Here is a 14795-nt window from a genome sequence, read left to right as displayed (position 1 = left end):
CTAACCGATCGCGCCGTTCGTATCCGCGATCATAACGAGGAACACGACCATCAGATAGTTAATGGAAATGAGAAAGTTCGTTCTTGCCCACTTGGTCGTATCGGCGGCGCGTATGCCCATGAACGTGTGCACGAGCCATACGATGCCGCAGATCAGCGAAATGATCAAGTAGGTATATCCGACGTAATCGTACGTGAACATCAGGATTCCCGTCGGAATCAGCAGTAAGATATAGGGCAGCATTTGCAGCTTCGTCCGCGGAATGCCTTTCACGACGGGCAGCAGCGGAAAGCCGGCCGCGCGGTATTCTTCCACTCTGCGAATGGCGAGCGACCAGAAATGCGCCGGCTGCCACAGGAAGAGCAAGGCGAACAAAATCCAAGCGCCTTCGTCCACGACGCCCGTCACCGCGCAATAGCCGATGACCGGAGGCATCGCGCCGGACACGCCGCCGATGGATGTGCTCCAGGTCGATGTCCGTTTGAGCCACATCGTATAGATGACGACGTAGACGAAGAACCCAAGCAGGCCAAGCCAGCCTGTGAGAGGATTCACAAGGATAAACAGCACCGCGAGCCCGATAATGCCGAGCACGATTCCGTAAAGCAGAACGGCGTTCGGATTCAGCCTTTTCGTCGGAAGCGCGCGATTCTTGGTACGTTCCATCTTCTTGTCCAATTCACGATCCCAGTAGTTATTGATGACGCAAGCCGATGCCATCGTCAACGCCGAGCCGATTAACATGTAAAGCAGTAGCAACCAATCGATATCCCATTTGGAAGCGACCCAAAACCCGCCGAACGCAGCAATCGCGTTTAATCGTATGATGTTCGGTTTTGTCAGGGCCACATAATCTTTAAGCACAGCCAGCCTCCCCGCTTCCGATCCCGATGAGCGAATTTTCCGCCCATTTTGTGTCTAGATTTTCTTTTTAAAATCGTTCTTAATCATACCGAAAAAACAAGCTCTTGACAATGTTCGCGGTTGTCGTTCATGAATTTGACACCGGTTGGAACCATTTTGCCCAGTTCTCAATACACTGTCAATGTGGTTCATGGCCCATCTGAGCGAAAGGAAGTGGAAGGTTCGGCAATGGCAGTCATCAAATCCAACTCGGAAGAAGTAAAGCTTCTGGCGCGTCTTCTCCGTGCCGAAGCCGAAGGCGAGGGTAACCTCGGCATGCTGATGGTCGGCAACGTCGGCGTCAACCGGGTTCGGGGCAATTGCATCGATTTCCGGAACATTCGCACGATCCAGCAAATGGTCTACCAAAGTCCCGGCGGATTTGAAGCGACTCAGAAGGGCTACTTCTATCAAGCGGCCCGGGACAATGAAATCGCCTTGGCCAAACGGGTCATCAACGGCGAGCGGCAGTGGCCGGCAACGAACTCCCTCTGGTATTTCCGTCCGGCCGGCAGCTGTCCGCCGACTTGGTGGGACCAGCGGCTGGTCGATAAATATAAAGCCCATTGCTTCTATGCCCCCAAAGCATCCGAATGCCCAGCGGTTTACTGACAACGCAACACATTTACGAAAGCGAGGAATTAAATCCTATGTCAAACGGTTACGGGTACAACACAGCGGTTAGTCCAGCAAGCACGGGAGGTTTCCCAGGTTACGGATACGGCTATCCGCAGCAGCCTACTACACTGCCGGCGCAAATGCCGATGCAAATGCCCATGCAGATGCAGATGCCGATGCAAATGCAGCAATCTCCCCTGGTAGCGGGCGCGTCCACGCAGCCGCCTAACATACCGAGCGGTTCTTTCGTTACGCCTTCCGGCGGCAACGTCATTGCGATTCCGGCATCGGAGGAATCGTACGTCGAGAACATTCTGCGGATGAACCGCGGCAAAATGGCGACCTTCTACATGACGTACGAGAACAACAAAGAATGGAACGCCAAAGTATTTCGCGGCATTATCGAAGCCGCAGGCCGCGATCATATCATCATCAGCGATCCGTCCACGGGCATGCGTTACCTGCTGCTTACGCTGAATCTGGATTATGTCACGTTCGACGGACCGATCAACTACGAATATACGTTCAACGGCGTCACGATCACCAATAACACGCCGCAGGCGGCGGGAACGACTACGACTGCTCCGCTCGGCCGTTAATCGGCTTGAACGTCCAGGCATGGATCTTGGTGCTGCCCCCCGGCACCCAGTCCGCCATTTTCCGCCAAGAAGAACGCTCCCCGCAGCGTTCTTTTTTTATGCGCTCCGCCGAGTGGAAGTCCGCCGCTTCCCACACCTCGACGAACAGCAGCGGCTGATCCGTCCCCTCGTACAGCTTGAATCCCGGAAAAACTCCCTCCTGCGCCGCAATCCAGTCCCTGTATTGCTGCTCATGCAACGGCTCAATGCGATACTCCACGAAACAAATAAACATGAAATTCATCCTTCCGTTATAAACGCCCACGATTCGGAAAATACTGAAGCGTACATATAAGAAGTATACACAAATACGCATTCATCATCGCATACGCGCTCAAGGAGGTACATGACTATGGATAGCGGAACGCATTTGGTCATGGGAATCGGGCTTGCCGGTCTTGCTTCGATCGATCCGGCCGTCGCTTCGGACCAGACGCTTTACGCCGCCGTGTTAATCGGTACGGTCGCGGGATCCCAAGCCCCGGATCTGGACGGTTTACTGCGATTCAAGAGCAACGCCGCCTATATCCGCAATCATCGCGGAGTTTCCCATTCCATTCCCGCCGTCGCGATCTGGACGATCGCCATTTCACTGCTGCTCGAGACGATATTTCGGTTTCAGCTTCCTTGGCTTCATCTTGGAGGCTGGGTGCTGCTCGCCGTATGCGTCCACGTGTTCTCGGATTTATTCAATACCTACGGGACGCAGGCCGCACGGCCATTCACGCAGAAATGGATATCCTGGAACATTATCCATATTTTCGATCCCGTCATCTTTGTTTCCCATCTGCTCGCCATCGCCCTCTGGGCGCTCGGCATCGGACATCCGACCGTTATTTTTCCGCTGCTGTATGCCTGCCTCATCGTCTACTATATATGGCGGACCGTGACGCATCGCATGCTTCGCAATCGGCTCTCCCGGCTGGATGCAGGCTTCAAGGAAGGCGATGAGTTCATTCTGATCCCGACGATATCGCTGTATGATTGGAATGTCGTCAAGCGGCGTCCCGACGGGTACTTCTTCATCGGCGACTTCCGTCAAGGCAAGCTTCGCTGGATCGACAGCGCCAAATGCAAGGAGCATCCGGCTATCGACCGCTCCCGGAACGATCCGTCCATCCGGGCTTTCCTCTACTTCACCTCCTTCGCCTGCGCGGATGTGCTGGAGCATCCTTGGGGGTATGAAGTACGCTGGTCGGACGTTCGTTATCGGCATCGCAAGCAATATCCGTTCGTCGGCGTGCTGGTAATGGACCATGAATTCAAGACGCTCGGCTCCTACGTGGGCTGGCTGAGCGACGAACGGCTGCAGAAACGGCTGCGGATGAATACGTACTGACGCGCGACGACTTGACTACGCCTGCCTCTTCTAGCACAATAGAAGAGGCTTTTTTCCGCGCCTTGCAACGGATGCAACGTCTGCCGACCTACGATTTCGTGACGGCACACAAATAGAAGAAGCTCAAGGTTTCCCTTGAGCTTCAGCTGTTCTTCGTATCCGATTATCGATGAACGAATTAACGGAACGACGAGGAACCGGAAAGTTGTTGCTCGGCGATTTGGACCAATTTACGCGTGATGTAACCGCCGAGGGAGCCGGCATCGCGAGTAGAGAAGTTGCCATAGTAGCCGTCTTGCGGAATTTGAATACCCAGTTCTTGCGCTGCTTCGTACTTCAATTGATCGAGTGCTGCGCTTGCTTGCGGTACAACCAACGTATTGCTGTTGCTGCTACGTCCTGCCATGTTGAATTTCTCCTTTCAACTCTTACGGTGGTGTGTTGCAAACTTATTATGATTCGTAAGCGCCGAGAATATGCTAAACTCGCTCAAATATTTTTGCATGAAGGAGTAGGTTCAAAATGTCTAAGCCCCTGGCGCTTTTTTTCGCCATTTTTTCCGTGCTGCTTATGTCCGTCACCGCTATCTCCATCAGCTATAACGGATGGCTTGCGGCCCTGTTTTTCTTCTTGACGATTTGCAGCATCGGAGCAGGTTTCGTCGTTAACGCCAAAATGAGACGCCGCAGACAGGGTTGATCCCCATCTGCGGCGTTTGTTTTACCTATTATCGCTGCCGTACCTCTCAGCGGGGCAGCAGGAAGCCCATTTTCTCCTTCGTGCTGCGCAGCGTCTCGTTCGCGACGGCCGCTACCCGATCCGCGCCTTCTTTCAGGATGTTGTGAATCTCGCCCGAACTGCGTATCTCCGCGTACCGCTTCTGCAGCGGCTCCAGCTTCGCCACGACATGCTCCGCCAAATCCTTCTTGAAGGCCCCGTAGCCCTGCCCTTCGTAACGCGCTTGGATCTCATCCAGCGTCATATCCGCGCAATGCGCGTAAATGCTCATCAGGTTGCTGACTTCCGGCTTCTCGGCCGGATTGAAAATCACGTCGCGGCCGGAATCCGTCGTCGCGCGGCTGATTTTTTTGCGGATGACGTCCGGCGGATCCAGCAAGGCGATGAAGCTCGCCGGATTCGGGTTGCTCTTGCTCATCTTCTTGGACGCGTCGTCCAAGGACATGATGCGCGCGCCCACTTTCGGAATGTACGGCTCCGGAATGGTGAACAAATCGCCGAAGCGCTGATTAAACCGCTGCGCCAGATCGCGCGTCAGCTCCAAATGCTGCTTCTGATCGTCTCCGACCGGCACGAGATCCGCATTGTACAACAGAATATCCGCAGCCATCAGCGAAGGATACACGAACAATCCTGCGCCGACGGAGTCTTTGCCCGTGGATTTGTCCTTGAACTGCGTCATACGCTCCAGCTCGCCCATGTAAGCCAGCGTCGTGAACAACCAGCCCAGCTCCGCATGCGCGGAGACGTGCGATTGTACGAAGATGCTCGCTTTGGCCGGATCGATACCAGCCGCGATGAAGAGGGCCGCGACCGATTCCGACTGCTCTCTCAGCGCCGCAGGCTCCTGAGGTACCGTGATGGCATGCAGATCGACGACCATGAAGAAGCATTCATGGGTTTCTTGCAGCTTCACGAAGTTTTGTATCGCACCGATGTAGTTGCCCAGGGTCAATTGACCGCTCGGCTGAATGCCGGATAGTACGCGTTTCATTTTGAATACAGCCTCCTTTTGGTTTAAAACGAAGAGAACGCAAAAAAGCCCTCCGCCGCAAGGGACGAGGACCGTGGTGCCACCCTATTTCGTTTGCGCAATCGTCCTGGCACACAATGATGTGCTGGCATGCGGCAAACCTCCAAGCTTCTTAACGCGAAGCGAGACGACGGCGCATACGGATCTCCCTGCGGAGCTCTTTCCTCGCCATTGCTCGGGGATCCATTCGGTCAATCGGACGCCTGCACCGGTTCTCACCACCCACCGGCTCTCTGAAGCGTTCATCCGCGCTTACTTGTTCCCGTCATTGCTTTAGGACGATTATACCTTGCAGGTGGCTAATGTCAAGGGGGAGGGGGCTGCTGCCCCCGTTCCGCGTCCCTGCGGGGGACGCGGATGGTTGTCTGGGTGCGCTGCTGCGGCGCTTGGGGCGCCTATTCGTGCTTGGTGTCGCTTTTGTCCCTATCGGGACAAGGCTTTTGTTCTTGCCCTTGCCCCGTTCGCCTGCGAGTGAAACGCCTCTAAGGGTAGACAAGTCTTTCCGGCTTGTCGCATAGGATTAGATGGCGGCTTGTTTTTGCGCGTGCTTCGTTGGTTAATAGTGATTGAACGATGTAAGGAGGAGATTCAATGGCCAATCCTTGGTATATGCCCGGGGCCGATAAGTCTCGGATGACGGATTCCAGCACCTCTCGGCCTGTCGGCTATCGTCCCGCTCCCGCGGTGAATCCCCCTCGGCGCCGCGGCCGGATGGGCATTCTTTCGTTTTCGAAGCATCTGTACTGCCGGTTCCAGGACGACGACGTCCAAGCCATGGGAGCCCAGTTGACGTATTACTTGATCTTGTCGTTTTTCCCGTTCCTGATCTTCATCATCGCGGTGCTGAGCTTTGCCGATCTGACGGTGAGCGACGTGATCGAGCGGATCAGGCCCGTGATGCCGGACCTGTCGACGAAGACCATTACGGATGTCTTCCAAGAGATTCAAAATTCGCGCAGCGGCTCGCTGCTGTCCTTAGGTCTGCTCGTTACGATTTGGTCGGCCTCCAGCGGCGTCAGCGCGGTCATGAAGGCGCTCAACAAGGCGTACGACGTCGAAGAGACGCGTCCGTTCTGGAAGGTGAAAGCCTACTCGCTGCTGTTTACCGTCGTGCTCGCGCTCGTCATCGTCTTCAGTCTCGTCATGCTCATCTTCGGCCGGATTATCGGGGATATGCTGTACAAAGAGACGCGGCTGCCCGGCAATATCGATGCCGTCTGGAGCATTGCCCAGTTCGCGCTTCCGGTTCTCGTCATGGCCGTTGTATTCGCGGCGCTGTACCTGTACGTGCCCAACCTGCGGCTGCGCTTCCGGGAAGTCGTTCCGGGTGCCTTGTTCGCGACGTTCGGGTGGATTATCACGTCGCTCGCGTTCTCCTTCTACGTCAACAATTTCGGCAACTATTCCAAAACGTACGGCAGCATCGGCGGCATTATCGTCCTGCTGACGTGGCTGTACTTATCGAGCATCGTCATCGTGCTTGGCGGCGAGATCAATGCGGTGCTGCATTTCGACCGGCACGGCAAAACGAAGCAAAGCTGCAAGCAATTCACCATCCCGATTCCGCTGCTGCATCAGAAGAAGAAATAATCCCCGCCTCCCCTTGTTTAAGCGCGATACGCAAACAGCCGCAGCGTGAACGCACGCTGCGGCTGTTTGCGATGCCTGTTATTGGATTTGCTTCAAGTAGGATACCAAATCGCTAATTTCCTTAGGAGACAAATTCGACGTGAGCCCGTGCTCGTCGCCTGCCCGCTTGATCACGTCCTCCAGCGTCGGTGCGCTGCCGTCATGCAAATACGGAGCCGTCGCATAGACGCCGCGCAGCGTTGGTGTATCGTAGAGCCCCCGCTGACGCGTATTCTTGAACGCTCCGCGGGCATCGCCGGCATAGTCGACATCCGCGCTGTTGACAGTCCCGACATCGTGCAGGAAGCCGGTATTGGCGGTCGTCAGCTTCCCGTCGTCACCTGTCGCACGGACGCTGTCGGTCATGACGTCCGTGGCATGGCAGGTGACGCACTGCGCCTTGCCTTCGAAGATCGCTTTGCCCCGCTGCGCCTCCTCGGTCAGTTGACCGTCCTCGTTCCGGTACGGACTCTGAGGCACGGGGAACGCATCCGGCATGCGCATGAACGCTTCCAAGGCGTCAAACTGCTTCTGGGCTTCCGCGGGCAGCGGCTTGGCTGGATCGACGTCGCTCAAGCCGCCCATCTCGCCCTGCACCGTATGAATGTAATCGCCGAAATCATCGCGGCTCCCATCCCACATGAACAAGCCGGTGTCGAAAGCGAGCACGTTGCTTGGCACGTTGCGTGGCCCCTTCGCCGTCATGATCGACAACTGATCCACCTCGCCGTCGGAATGACAGGACGCGCAGCTCATCCAGTTGCTGCCCGCGAGCGGATAATCATCCGAATTGGCGCTATAGAACAACGTCTTGCCGAGCCGCTGCTGCGGATTCAGGCGGTCCTTCGCAATGAGCGCAATCGGCTTGCCATCCACCCTCGCCTGGCCGCCTTCTTCGTCCGAGGGAGGCAGCGTGACGACGGTCAGATCATGCGAGCTCGCATTATGGATGTACAGCTTCGCTCCGTCCTTTGATATGACCATGCCGATCGGCAAATCCCCAGGCAGATGATGAACGATCTGACCCGCTCTTCCGCCCCGTGCCAAGTCGAACACCAGCAAATCCTCGCTGCCGCCCATGAGGGCGTAGCCTTTCTTCCCGTCAGCGGAGAACACGACATCGGTCGGATTGGACACGATGATCGTCTTGCCGAATTTATCCTTGACGTCGATCGCCTTGAACAGCTCCTTGCGCGACTTCGGTTCTTCCGCTCCGGTCGCCGCATCCACGATCGACAGCGCGGGGAAAATCACTTCCTCGAACTGGACCGGCGTATCCGTATTCGTAAGCAGATGCGCCTCCCACAGCGACTTGCCGTCCGGCGTCAGCCGAAGCTGCTCCACCGTGTTCGGCGTCCCCTGGCTCTTCTTCCGATCCGGCAGATCAGGCGAAGGAGCCAGCTTCTTGTCGCTCAGCAGCTTCATGGATGCCGTATCGAATATCGACGTACCGGAGGTCAAGTAATCCGACACGTACAGCTTCCCGCCGTCCGCCGTTATCGCGATCGCCCTCGGATTCGCCCCTGCCTTCACCTGCTTCAGAACCGTGCGTTTCTCCGCATCAAGGACGGTTACGGTACCCGAACGGTAGTTGGTCACGTACAGCGTCTTCTCGTCAGGACTGGTCACGATCCCGTACGGTTCAATCCCCGTCTTGACCGTACCGAGCACCGTTCCTTTATCGATATCCACCCACTCCACGGAGTTTGCGTAACGACAGGTCACGTACAACGTCGAGCCGTCGGACGAAAGCGCCAGTTCTCTCGGCTCTTTGCCGACCGCGATCTCTTTCTCGACCTTGCGATTCTTCGCGTCGACGACGGAGACGGTATTGCTGTCGCCGTTGGCGATATAGAGCGTATTGCCATCCGCACTCATCACGATGCTGCTGCCGGATTGAGGCGCGGGGGCCGCGTCCCCGTTATCATTGGCGCATGCGCTTAGAAACGCCATAGCGGCGAGTGCGCATGCACCCGCCGCCAGTTTGATCGCCCGCAGCCCGTTAGTTGGAGATTTTAACCGGGAGAAGAATCGGAGCAATCCCATTGTCACCATGTCCCTTCTGAATTTGAGGCACTGTATCGCCGTCGGTGTTGCCGGAATCGTCGCCTTCCTTGTACACGTCTCCGGTATCCCAGAATTCGCTGGCCTGCATGCCTTCATCGAGTGTCGGTCCGTTTATGACTTGGCGGAAGAAAGTAACGTAACGGTCTTGAATCGCGTTCTGGTCGAGCGCTTTCGGAGCGTCCGTATCGCTGCTCGTGTTCTTCAAGTGCTCAAGCGCCAGACGGAATACGGCCGATACGCCGCCAGCCGTGAACGCGTCGTAATTCGCTTCTTTGCCGTTCGTTTTGTAGGCTTTCAGATCGTTGTCCCACAGCTTCTCGTCCATGGCGGCATACAGCTTGCGTGCCGCATCGCGGTACTTCTCGTCCTCGGTAGCAAGGAAAGCGGACGTCAAGCCGCGAATAGCGCCGATTTGGGCCTGCAGCGACGTATCCTTATCCGCTTCGCCCTTCGCCGTATCGTAACCGGTAACAGCCAACCCATCTTTATTAATCAAAGCGTTCAATATGAAGTCCGCTTGTTTCGCGATCATTTCTTTGGCTGCAGCGCCTTGCTCCGTTTTCAAGCCCTCGGCACCTTCGCCGTTGGCATAGCCGACCGGAAGCCCGTCGATGGCTCGCTCGAACATGCGCAAGGCCTCGATGGTGTAGCCCGCTTGGAAAGTATCGACCTGCGTGCCTTGCTTGTCGCCGTCGGCTTCCGTTACGAAAGCGCCGGCCTTGTCATTCCAATGACGGTTCTTGATATTGTCGAACACCGCAAGGAGCACGTCATGAGTAACCGTATACGGATCGGTGGAGGCAATGTCATTGCTCTCGTCCGCGTCCGTATTCACGGCCGGAGCGGCAGGGAAAGGATCCCCGTCGAATACGCGCGCGAACGCAGGGTTGCGATTCGGATTCGCCGCGCGCTGATCGGTCATGCCGAAGAACTCCGACGTCGGCCAGAGCATCAGCCATTGGTCTTGCAGCAGACTGCGGCCGTCGCTGACTTTCAGATTCTTGATCGTCGTGAAATCCTTGTCGCCCGTCTCTTCCACGTCGACCGCATGGGGCAAATAGCCGCCCGGCGTATTAACCAGTCCGCCGATGTTTTTGTTGGACGGATTGTAGAACAGGTTATCGCGGACATACAGCAGCTTATTCCAGACTTCGTCGGTCAAGATCATGCCTTGCATGCCGTCAACGGAGCTTACGCCGAGCTTCAATCCCTGGTCGGCCTCCGGACCTTCTTTGGCCGTTGAAGCATCGACCTCTTCATCGCTCTTGGCATCGTGCAAATTCCCGAGGAAGTCGCCTGCCCATAGCGATTGCTTCAGCATCGTGGCGCCGTAAGCAGCCGGAACGAGCTGTTTCTTCATCTTATCGCGGTTCCAGCGGAGCGAAGCGAAATTCACTTGATAATTCGGAATATACGCGCCGTCCTCGCCATCGGCGAATTTGCCGATATCTACTTTCTGATTATAATGCGGATCGCCGGAAACGTATTCAATGAACGTCGGATACATGTTCTGCTGAATATCTTCCGCAGGCTGTCCTACGCTTTCGGCCATATGCTGAAACCGCGAAGCAAGCAGTTCGTTGTTCGCTACGCCGGCTGCCTGCGCCTCAAGCGCAGTTGCCGGTCCGTTGACCAAGTGAAGACCGAGTCCGGATTTCTCGACGACCTCATACATCGCCTCTTCGGAATATTCATACGACTCGATGCCCGCTTTGTAATCGAAGGCAGTCGGCTGATCGATCTTGCCCGTATCCAGAACGTCGAGGTCGACGCCAAGCGATTCCGCGAGCGGCTCCCCCGAGAGCTCGAATTCCGCATAAGCGAACATATTGCCCGCCGTGTCGAAATTGTAATCCGATACCTTGACATGCACGTCGTCGTTGCAAGCCGTCAAGGCCGTAGAGCAAGCCAGCAGAACGGAAATCGCCGCGGCTCCAGTCGTTTTCTTGCGCAAGTTCATCGAGATAAGACCCCTAACCTTATAAGTTGAATAGCTATCATTCTTATTAACAATGAGAATCATTATCACACAAAGCGAATTTTACTCCTTTTCCTACGCCCTGGCAATGATTTTTTGCTGGATTAGCAAATTCGGTCGCGGGTTTGTCCTGCGCATGAACAAGCCCGCATACGCTATTCATATCAGTCCTTCGGCAGCTGCCGCCTGTACGAATCCCGGGAAGGAGCGGACCAGAAATCATGCAGGAATTCCAGCACATTTTCATCAGCATCATTATAGAAGCGTTTCCGTTCATTCTGCTGGGCGTCTTCGTCTCGGCCGTACTCCAGGTATTCGTATCGGATCGGCTCATTGCAAGGCTGACGCCGCGCAATCCGATCGCGGGCGTGCTCTTCGGGAGTCTGCTCGGCCTGCTGCTGCCCTTATGCGAATGCGGCATGATTCCAATCGTTCGCAGGCTCATACGCAAAGGCATGCCGCCTTATATCGGCATGGTGTTTATCTTTGCCGGCCCAATCCTCAATCCGATCGTGTTCGCTTCGACATTCAACGCCTTCCGCGCCCAGCCTTCGATCGCCTACGCCCGAATGGGGCTAGCTTTCGTCGTGTGCGTCCTGCTCGGTCTACTGCTGCATGCCTTCATGGGACGGAATCCGCTCAAGCTTGGCCTGCATGCCTTCGTGTCCCAAGGCTCCCGGCAGCCGGATGACGATTATCAATACAACCACGGCCATATTAACGGCGGGTTTCAAGAACGCATCCAAGCGACGTTCACGCATGCTTCCGAAGAAATTTTCGATATCGGCAAATTTTTGATCATCGGTGCTTTCATTACTGCGCTCGCGCAGTCCGCCATTGATCCGGCTTGGCTCCACAGCGTGAGCGGAACGCCCGCCTTCGCTTCCTTGCTTATGATGGCAGCCGGTTTCGTGCTCTCGCTCTGCTCGACCTCCGACGCCTTCGTCGCTTCGTCGCTGCAAGGCATCTTCGGCCCCGGCGCGCTGCTGGCCTTTCTCGTCTTCGGACCGATGGTCGATGTCAAAAGCCTGCTGCTTCTCTTCGCCGCATTCCGCAGCAAAGTCATCCTAGGCATCGTCGCGTTCTTGATTATCGCGGTCTGGATCGGATCTCTGCTGACAGAGAAGCTCATATTCGGAACCTGAGGGGGCCATGTACATGTCGACCAAACAGCGGACCATGATCGCGCATCATCTGATCCGCTTCTGTATCCTCGGGGCGTTCGGTTTCTATATCGTCTATCTCGCCCGTACGGGCATGCTGATCCGATTTGTCGAGCCGAACCTTGTCGTTGCGGTCAAGCTCTCCGCGATCGGCCTGTTCGCGACTGCCATCTATCAGCTGCAAGCCGCCGTTCAGGAATGGCACGGCATCGACGCGGCCGCTTGCGACTGCAATCACGAGCCGTCCAATTCGCTTGCGGCCAATCTGTTCATCTACGGCTTGTTCGTCCTCCCTCTAGTGCTTGGATTTATGATGTAATTGGTAAAAACTTCATGAAAGGTCGTCGCATAATTGCTTCCAGCGTATCCATACTAAGGGTACATGAAGGAGGTGATTATAATGGCTTCCAACCGCAGCAGCAATTCCTTGCTCGTCCCTAACGCAATGGCGGCGCTTGATCAAATGAAATATGAAGTCGCACGCGAAATAGGCATTGCTATTCCGTCCGATGGATATTATGGCGAAATGGCTACGCGCGACGCAGGCGCAATCGGCGGAAATATTACCCGCAGACTCGTGCAAATGGCAGAAATGCAACTCGCAGGCAGAGCTTCCCGTTAAGGCTAAGCAATGTTTCTCCGGGCAGCATGGCTGACCGAAACAAAAAAAGCTGCCCCTGCGAGCCGAGGCAGCTTCTTTGCTATGTATCAAGGCGTGTCCCGCAGCGCTTGCAGCCCGTATTTCGGCGTATAGCGGAACATGTTAGCCAGATTATAATTACTTTCGAACAGGATGCTTGCCGACCAGGTTCCGGATCTGACGGAGAAATCATACATGATCTCGCCATGGGTCCAATTCCGCTTCAAGTTAATGGAGTCGGCCGCCATTTGGCGGAATGCCTGCACCTGCTCTCGGGTCATGCCCTGCTCCGGCTGGCCGATCCGGCCGTTCTTGCTCTCGATGGGATGATGCCGCACGCCGTATTTCCCAACGACATTATTCCGGATTTGAATGATGACAGTCCCCGCCAGCGAATGAAGCAGCTCGTCCTCCAATTGTTTGAATACGTAATCTACCTGTCGATTTAATGACATTGCATCCTGGTTCATGTGATCCGTCTCCTCCGCCATTTCTAATTAAGGATGTTTTTTCCAAATCATCCAATAGACCCATTATAGGACAGCGTACCTGATCTTACAACAGTTTTTTACAAATTCCTTACAGAAAATTTCGTTCTTTCGACATCTTTCCGACCGAACCTTACAGTGCTTTCGACACAATATGATTATATAGGACCAATATAGACAAAAAGCTTCGCGGTGATATAATGAGATTATTCCATAATTAGGAGGAGCAAGCATCATGCAATGGTTCTCGACATTATCGATTCGGAATAAATTACTGACGGGCTGTTACGCCATCGTCGCCGTTTTCTCCATTGCGCTGCTGCTGGGTTTGATCATGACAGGCGGGAGCATCGTGCTGGGCATTTGTATCATCGCGATCGCCGCAATCGTCACCTTCCCACTCGTCGGTGTCATTGAGAGAGCGCTTACATCCTCGATTCAAGAAATGACCACCATCGCGTTCAGCATCTCCAAGGGTGACTTTACTCAGAAGGTGGACGTTACTTCCTCGGCATCGCTCGGCGAGCTCGGCCACTCGTTCAACAGCATGGTGGACAAGCTGCGCGATATTCTCAAAGAAACGTCGACGATTTCCAGAGTCGTGAACGATACGAGCCGCAGCATATTCGATAAGAACGTGGAACTTAAAGGCGTGATGGAGCAGGTCGCCGCATCGGCCGGCGAGCTGGCTACCGGCGCCAACGAAATATCCGAGGATGTCGGCGACATGGCCGACTCCATCCGTGAGATCGAGGACAAAGTGAGTACATACGCCCATTCCACCAAAGTCATGAACGAACGATCGGATCAGGCGCTGACTCTCGTGTCGCGCGGACGCCAGGCGGTCGAGAGCCAATCCCAGGGCATGACCCGCAACGTGGAAGCCACCTCGAAGGTTGCGGCCGCGATCGAGGACCTGGCCCAGAAGGCGCAAGGCATCTCGTCCATCACCAAAACGATCTCGGACCTGGCGGAACAAACGAATCTGCTGTCGCTGAACGCATCCATCGAAGCGGCGCGCGCCGGCGAGCATGGCCGGGGCTTTGCCGTCGTCGCTCAAGAGGTGCGCAAGCTGGCCGAGGAATCCACCGCCTCCACGAAAGAGGTCTTCACGCTCGTACGCGACATCGATGCCGGGGTGAAGCAAGCCATCCAGAACATCAAGGTCAACGAAGAAGTCGTTCGCATGCAGATGCAAATGCTGCGCGACTCCGAGCATATTTTCACGGAAATCGTCACGAGCGTCGAGTTCATCACCGCTCAGATCGGCCAGTTCTCCGGAGAGAGCGACGCGATGCTGGAGAGCGCCCGCAAAATATCAGGTGCCATTCAGAACATCTCCGCCATTACGCAGCAATCCGCGGCAGGAACGGAGCAAGTATCCGCTTCGATGAACGAACAGATCGGTTCGGTTCAAGCCGTCGTATCGGAAACGGAAAAAATGCAGCAAATCGTCATGCAGCTGCAGCGTACGATGTCGATATTCAAAATCTAGCTCGATTGGTCATCCATCCGTCCGTACAACAGTAAATGACCAAACAAAAGCCGCCTAGGTTTTCAC

16 protein-coding genes and 1 other annotated feature are annotated in these 14795 nt (G+C 55.4%); of the genes, 9 read left to right on the top strand and 7 right to left on the bottom strand.

Annotated elements, in window-relative coordinates; translation table 11 throughout:
• Positions 1-900, bottom strand: coding sequence for a heme o synthase (gene cyoE, locus AC0YNU_RS15080; protein WP_475757992.1), 900 nt, complete (start codon positions 898-900; stop codon positions 1-3).
• A 192-nt stretch (positions 901-1092) separates the two neighbouring features.
• On the opposite strand from cyoE, the gene AC0YNU_RS15075 reads away from it, so the two are divergent.
• The gene (locus AC0YNU_RS15075) at positions 1093-1515 is read left to right on the top strand and encodes a cell wall hydrolase (protein WP_475757839.1); all 423 of its coding nucleotides are present in this window, start codon (positions 1093-1095) and stop codon (positions 1513-1515) included.
• A 38-nt stretch (positions 1516-1553) separates the two neighbouring features.
• A complete protein-coding gene (gerQ, locus tag AC0YNU_RS15070) occupies positions 1554-2120 on the top strand; it encodes a spore coat protein GerQ (RefSeq protein WP_475757837.1) in 567 nt (188 codons plus the stop codon).
• Here the strand turns inward: gerQ and AC0YNU_RS15065 are convergent.
• Positions 2095-2394 (bottom strand): hypothetical protein, encoded by a 300-nt coding sequence (locus AC0YNU_RS15065; protein ID WP_475757835.1) that lies wholly within the window; start codon positions 2392-2394, stop codon positions 2095-2097. The genes gerQ and AC0YNU_RS15065 overlap by 26 nt on opposite strands.
• A gap of 117 nt (positions 2395-2511) precedes the next feature.
• On the opposite strand from AC0YNU_RS15065, the gene AC0YNU_RS15060 reads away from it, so the two are divergent.
• Positions 2512-3498: a metal-dependent hydrolase gene (locus tag AC0YNU_RS15060; RefSeq protein ID WP_475757833.1), complete on the top strand. Its 987-nt coding sequence runs from the start codon at positions 2512-2514 to the stop codon at positions 3496-3498.
• A 178-nt stretch (positions 3499-3676) separates the two neighbouring features.
• On the opposite strand, the gene AC0YNU_RS15055 is transcribed toward AC0YNU_RS15060, so the two are convergent.
• Positions 3677-3904: an alpha/beta-type small acid-soluble spore protein gene (locus tag AC0YNU_RS15055; RefSeq protein ID WP_161698009.1), complete on the bottom strand. Its 228-nt coding sequence runs from the start codon at positions 3902-3904 to the stop codon at positions 3677-3679.
• A 116-nt stretch (positions 3905-4020) separates the two neighbouring features.
• Between AC0YNU_RS15055 and AC0YNU_RS15050 the strand changes: the two genes are divergently transcribed.
• A complete protein-coding gene (locus AC0YNU_RS15050; protein WP_475757830.1) occupies positions 4021-4197 on the top strand; it encodes a hypothetical protein in 177 nt (58 codons plus the stop codon).
• A 46-nt stretch (positions 4198-4243) separates the two neighbouring features.
• On the opposite strand, the gene trpS is transcribed toward AC0YNU_RS15050, so the two are convergent.
• A complete protein-coding gene (trpS, locus tag AC0YNU_RS15045) occupies positions 4244-5230 on the bottom strand; it encodes a tryptophan--tRNA ligase (RefSeq protein WP_475757828.1) in 987 nt (328 codons plus the stop codon).
• A 57-nt stretch (positions 5231-5287) separates the two neighbouring features.
• Positions 5288-5547: a binding site (T-box leader), on the bottom strand.
• A gap of 313 nt (positions 5548-5860) precedes the next feature.
• On the opposite strand from trpS, the gene AC0YNU_RS15040 reads away from it, so the two are divergent.
• Positions 5861-6859 carry a YihY/virulence factor BrkB family protein gene (locus tag AC0YNU_RS15040; protein ID WP_475757825.1) on the top strand — a complete coding sequence of 333 codons (999 nt, stop codon included), beginning with the start codon at positions 5861-5863 and terminating at the stop codon, positions 6857-6859.
• 78 nt (positions 6860-6937) lie between these two features.
• On the opposite strand, the gene AC0YNU_RS15035 is transcribed toward AC0YNU_RS15040, so the two are convergent.
• Positions 6938-8944: a beta-propeller fold lactonase family protein gene (locus tag AC0YNU_RS15035; protein ID WP_475757823.1), complete on the bottom strand. Its 2007-nt coding sequence runs from the start codon at positions 8942-8944 to the stop codon at positions 6938-6940.
• Positions 8901-10925 (bottom strand): hypothetical protein, encoded by a 2025-nt coding sequence (locus AC0YNU_RS15030; RefSeq protein ID WP_475757821.1) that lies wholly within the window; start codon positions 10923-10925, stop codon positions 8901-8903. The genes AC0YNU_RS15035 and AC0YNU_RS15030 overlap by 44 nt, the downstream gene beginning before the upstream one ends.
• A 239-nt stretch (positions 10926-11164) precedes the next feature.
• On the opposite strand from AC0YNU_RS15030, the gene AC0YNU_RS15025 reads away from it, so the two are divergent.
• The 3 genes from AC0YNU_RS15025 to AC0YNU_RS15015 all read left to right on the top strand — a co-directional run bounded on the left by AC0YNU_RS15025 (position 11165) and on the right by AC0YNU_RS15015 (position 12728).
• Positions 11165-12088 carry a permease gene (locus AC0YNU_RS15025; RefSeq protein WP_475757818.1) on the top strand — a complete coding sequence of 308 codons (924 nt, stop codon included), beginning with the start codon at positions 11165-11167 and terminating at the stop codon, positions 12086-12088.
• Positions 12089-12101: 13 nt separating this feature from the next.
• A complete protein-coding gene (locus AC0YNU_RS15020; protein ID WP_475757816.1) occupies positions 12102-12425 on the top strand; it encodes a DUF1980 domain-containing protein in 324 nt (107 codons plus the stop codon).
• 81 nt (positions 12426-12506) lie between these two features.
• A complete protein-coding gene (locus AC0YNU_RS15015) occupies positions 12507-12728 on the top strand; it encodes a small, acid-soluble spore protein, alpha/beta type (RefSeq protein WP_475757814.1) in 222 nt (73 codons plus the stop codon).
• 86 nt (positions 12729-12814) lie between these two features.
• Here AC0YNU_RS15015 and AC0YNU_RS15010 read toward each other — a convergent pair whose 3' ends face one another.
• Positions 12815-13216, bottom strand: a complete 402-nt coding sequence (locus AC0YNU_RS15010) for an O-methyltransferase (RefSeq protein WP_475757812.1) — start codon at positions 13214-13216, stop codon at positions 12815-12817.
• A 253-nt stretch (positions 13217-13469) separates the two neighbouring features.
• Here AC0YNU_RS15010 and AC0YNU_RS15005 point away from each other — a divergent pair, with 253 nt between their 5' ends.
• The gene (locus tag AC0YNU_RS15005; RefSeq protein WP_475757809.1) at positions 13470-14729 is read left to right on the top strand and encodes a methyl-accepting chemotaxis protein; all 1260 of its coding nucleotides are present in this window, start codon (positions 13470-13472) and stop codon (positions 14727-14729) included.
• Positions 14730-14795 lie beyond the last annotated feature (66 nt).

This window comes from Paenibacillus sp. J31P316 (genome assembly GCF_056269105.1).
The sequence above is the reverse complement of the archived record's forward strand: the minus strand, read 5'-3'. Positions and strand labels throughout refer to the sequence as shown.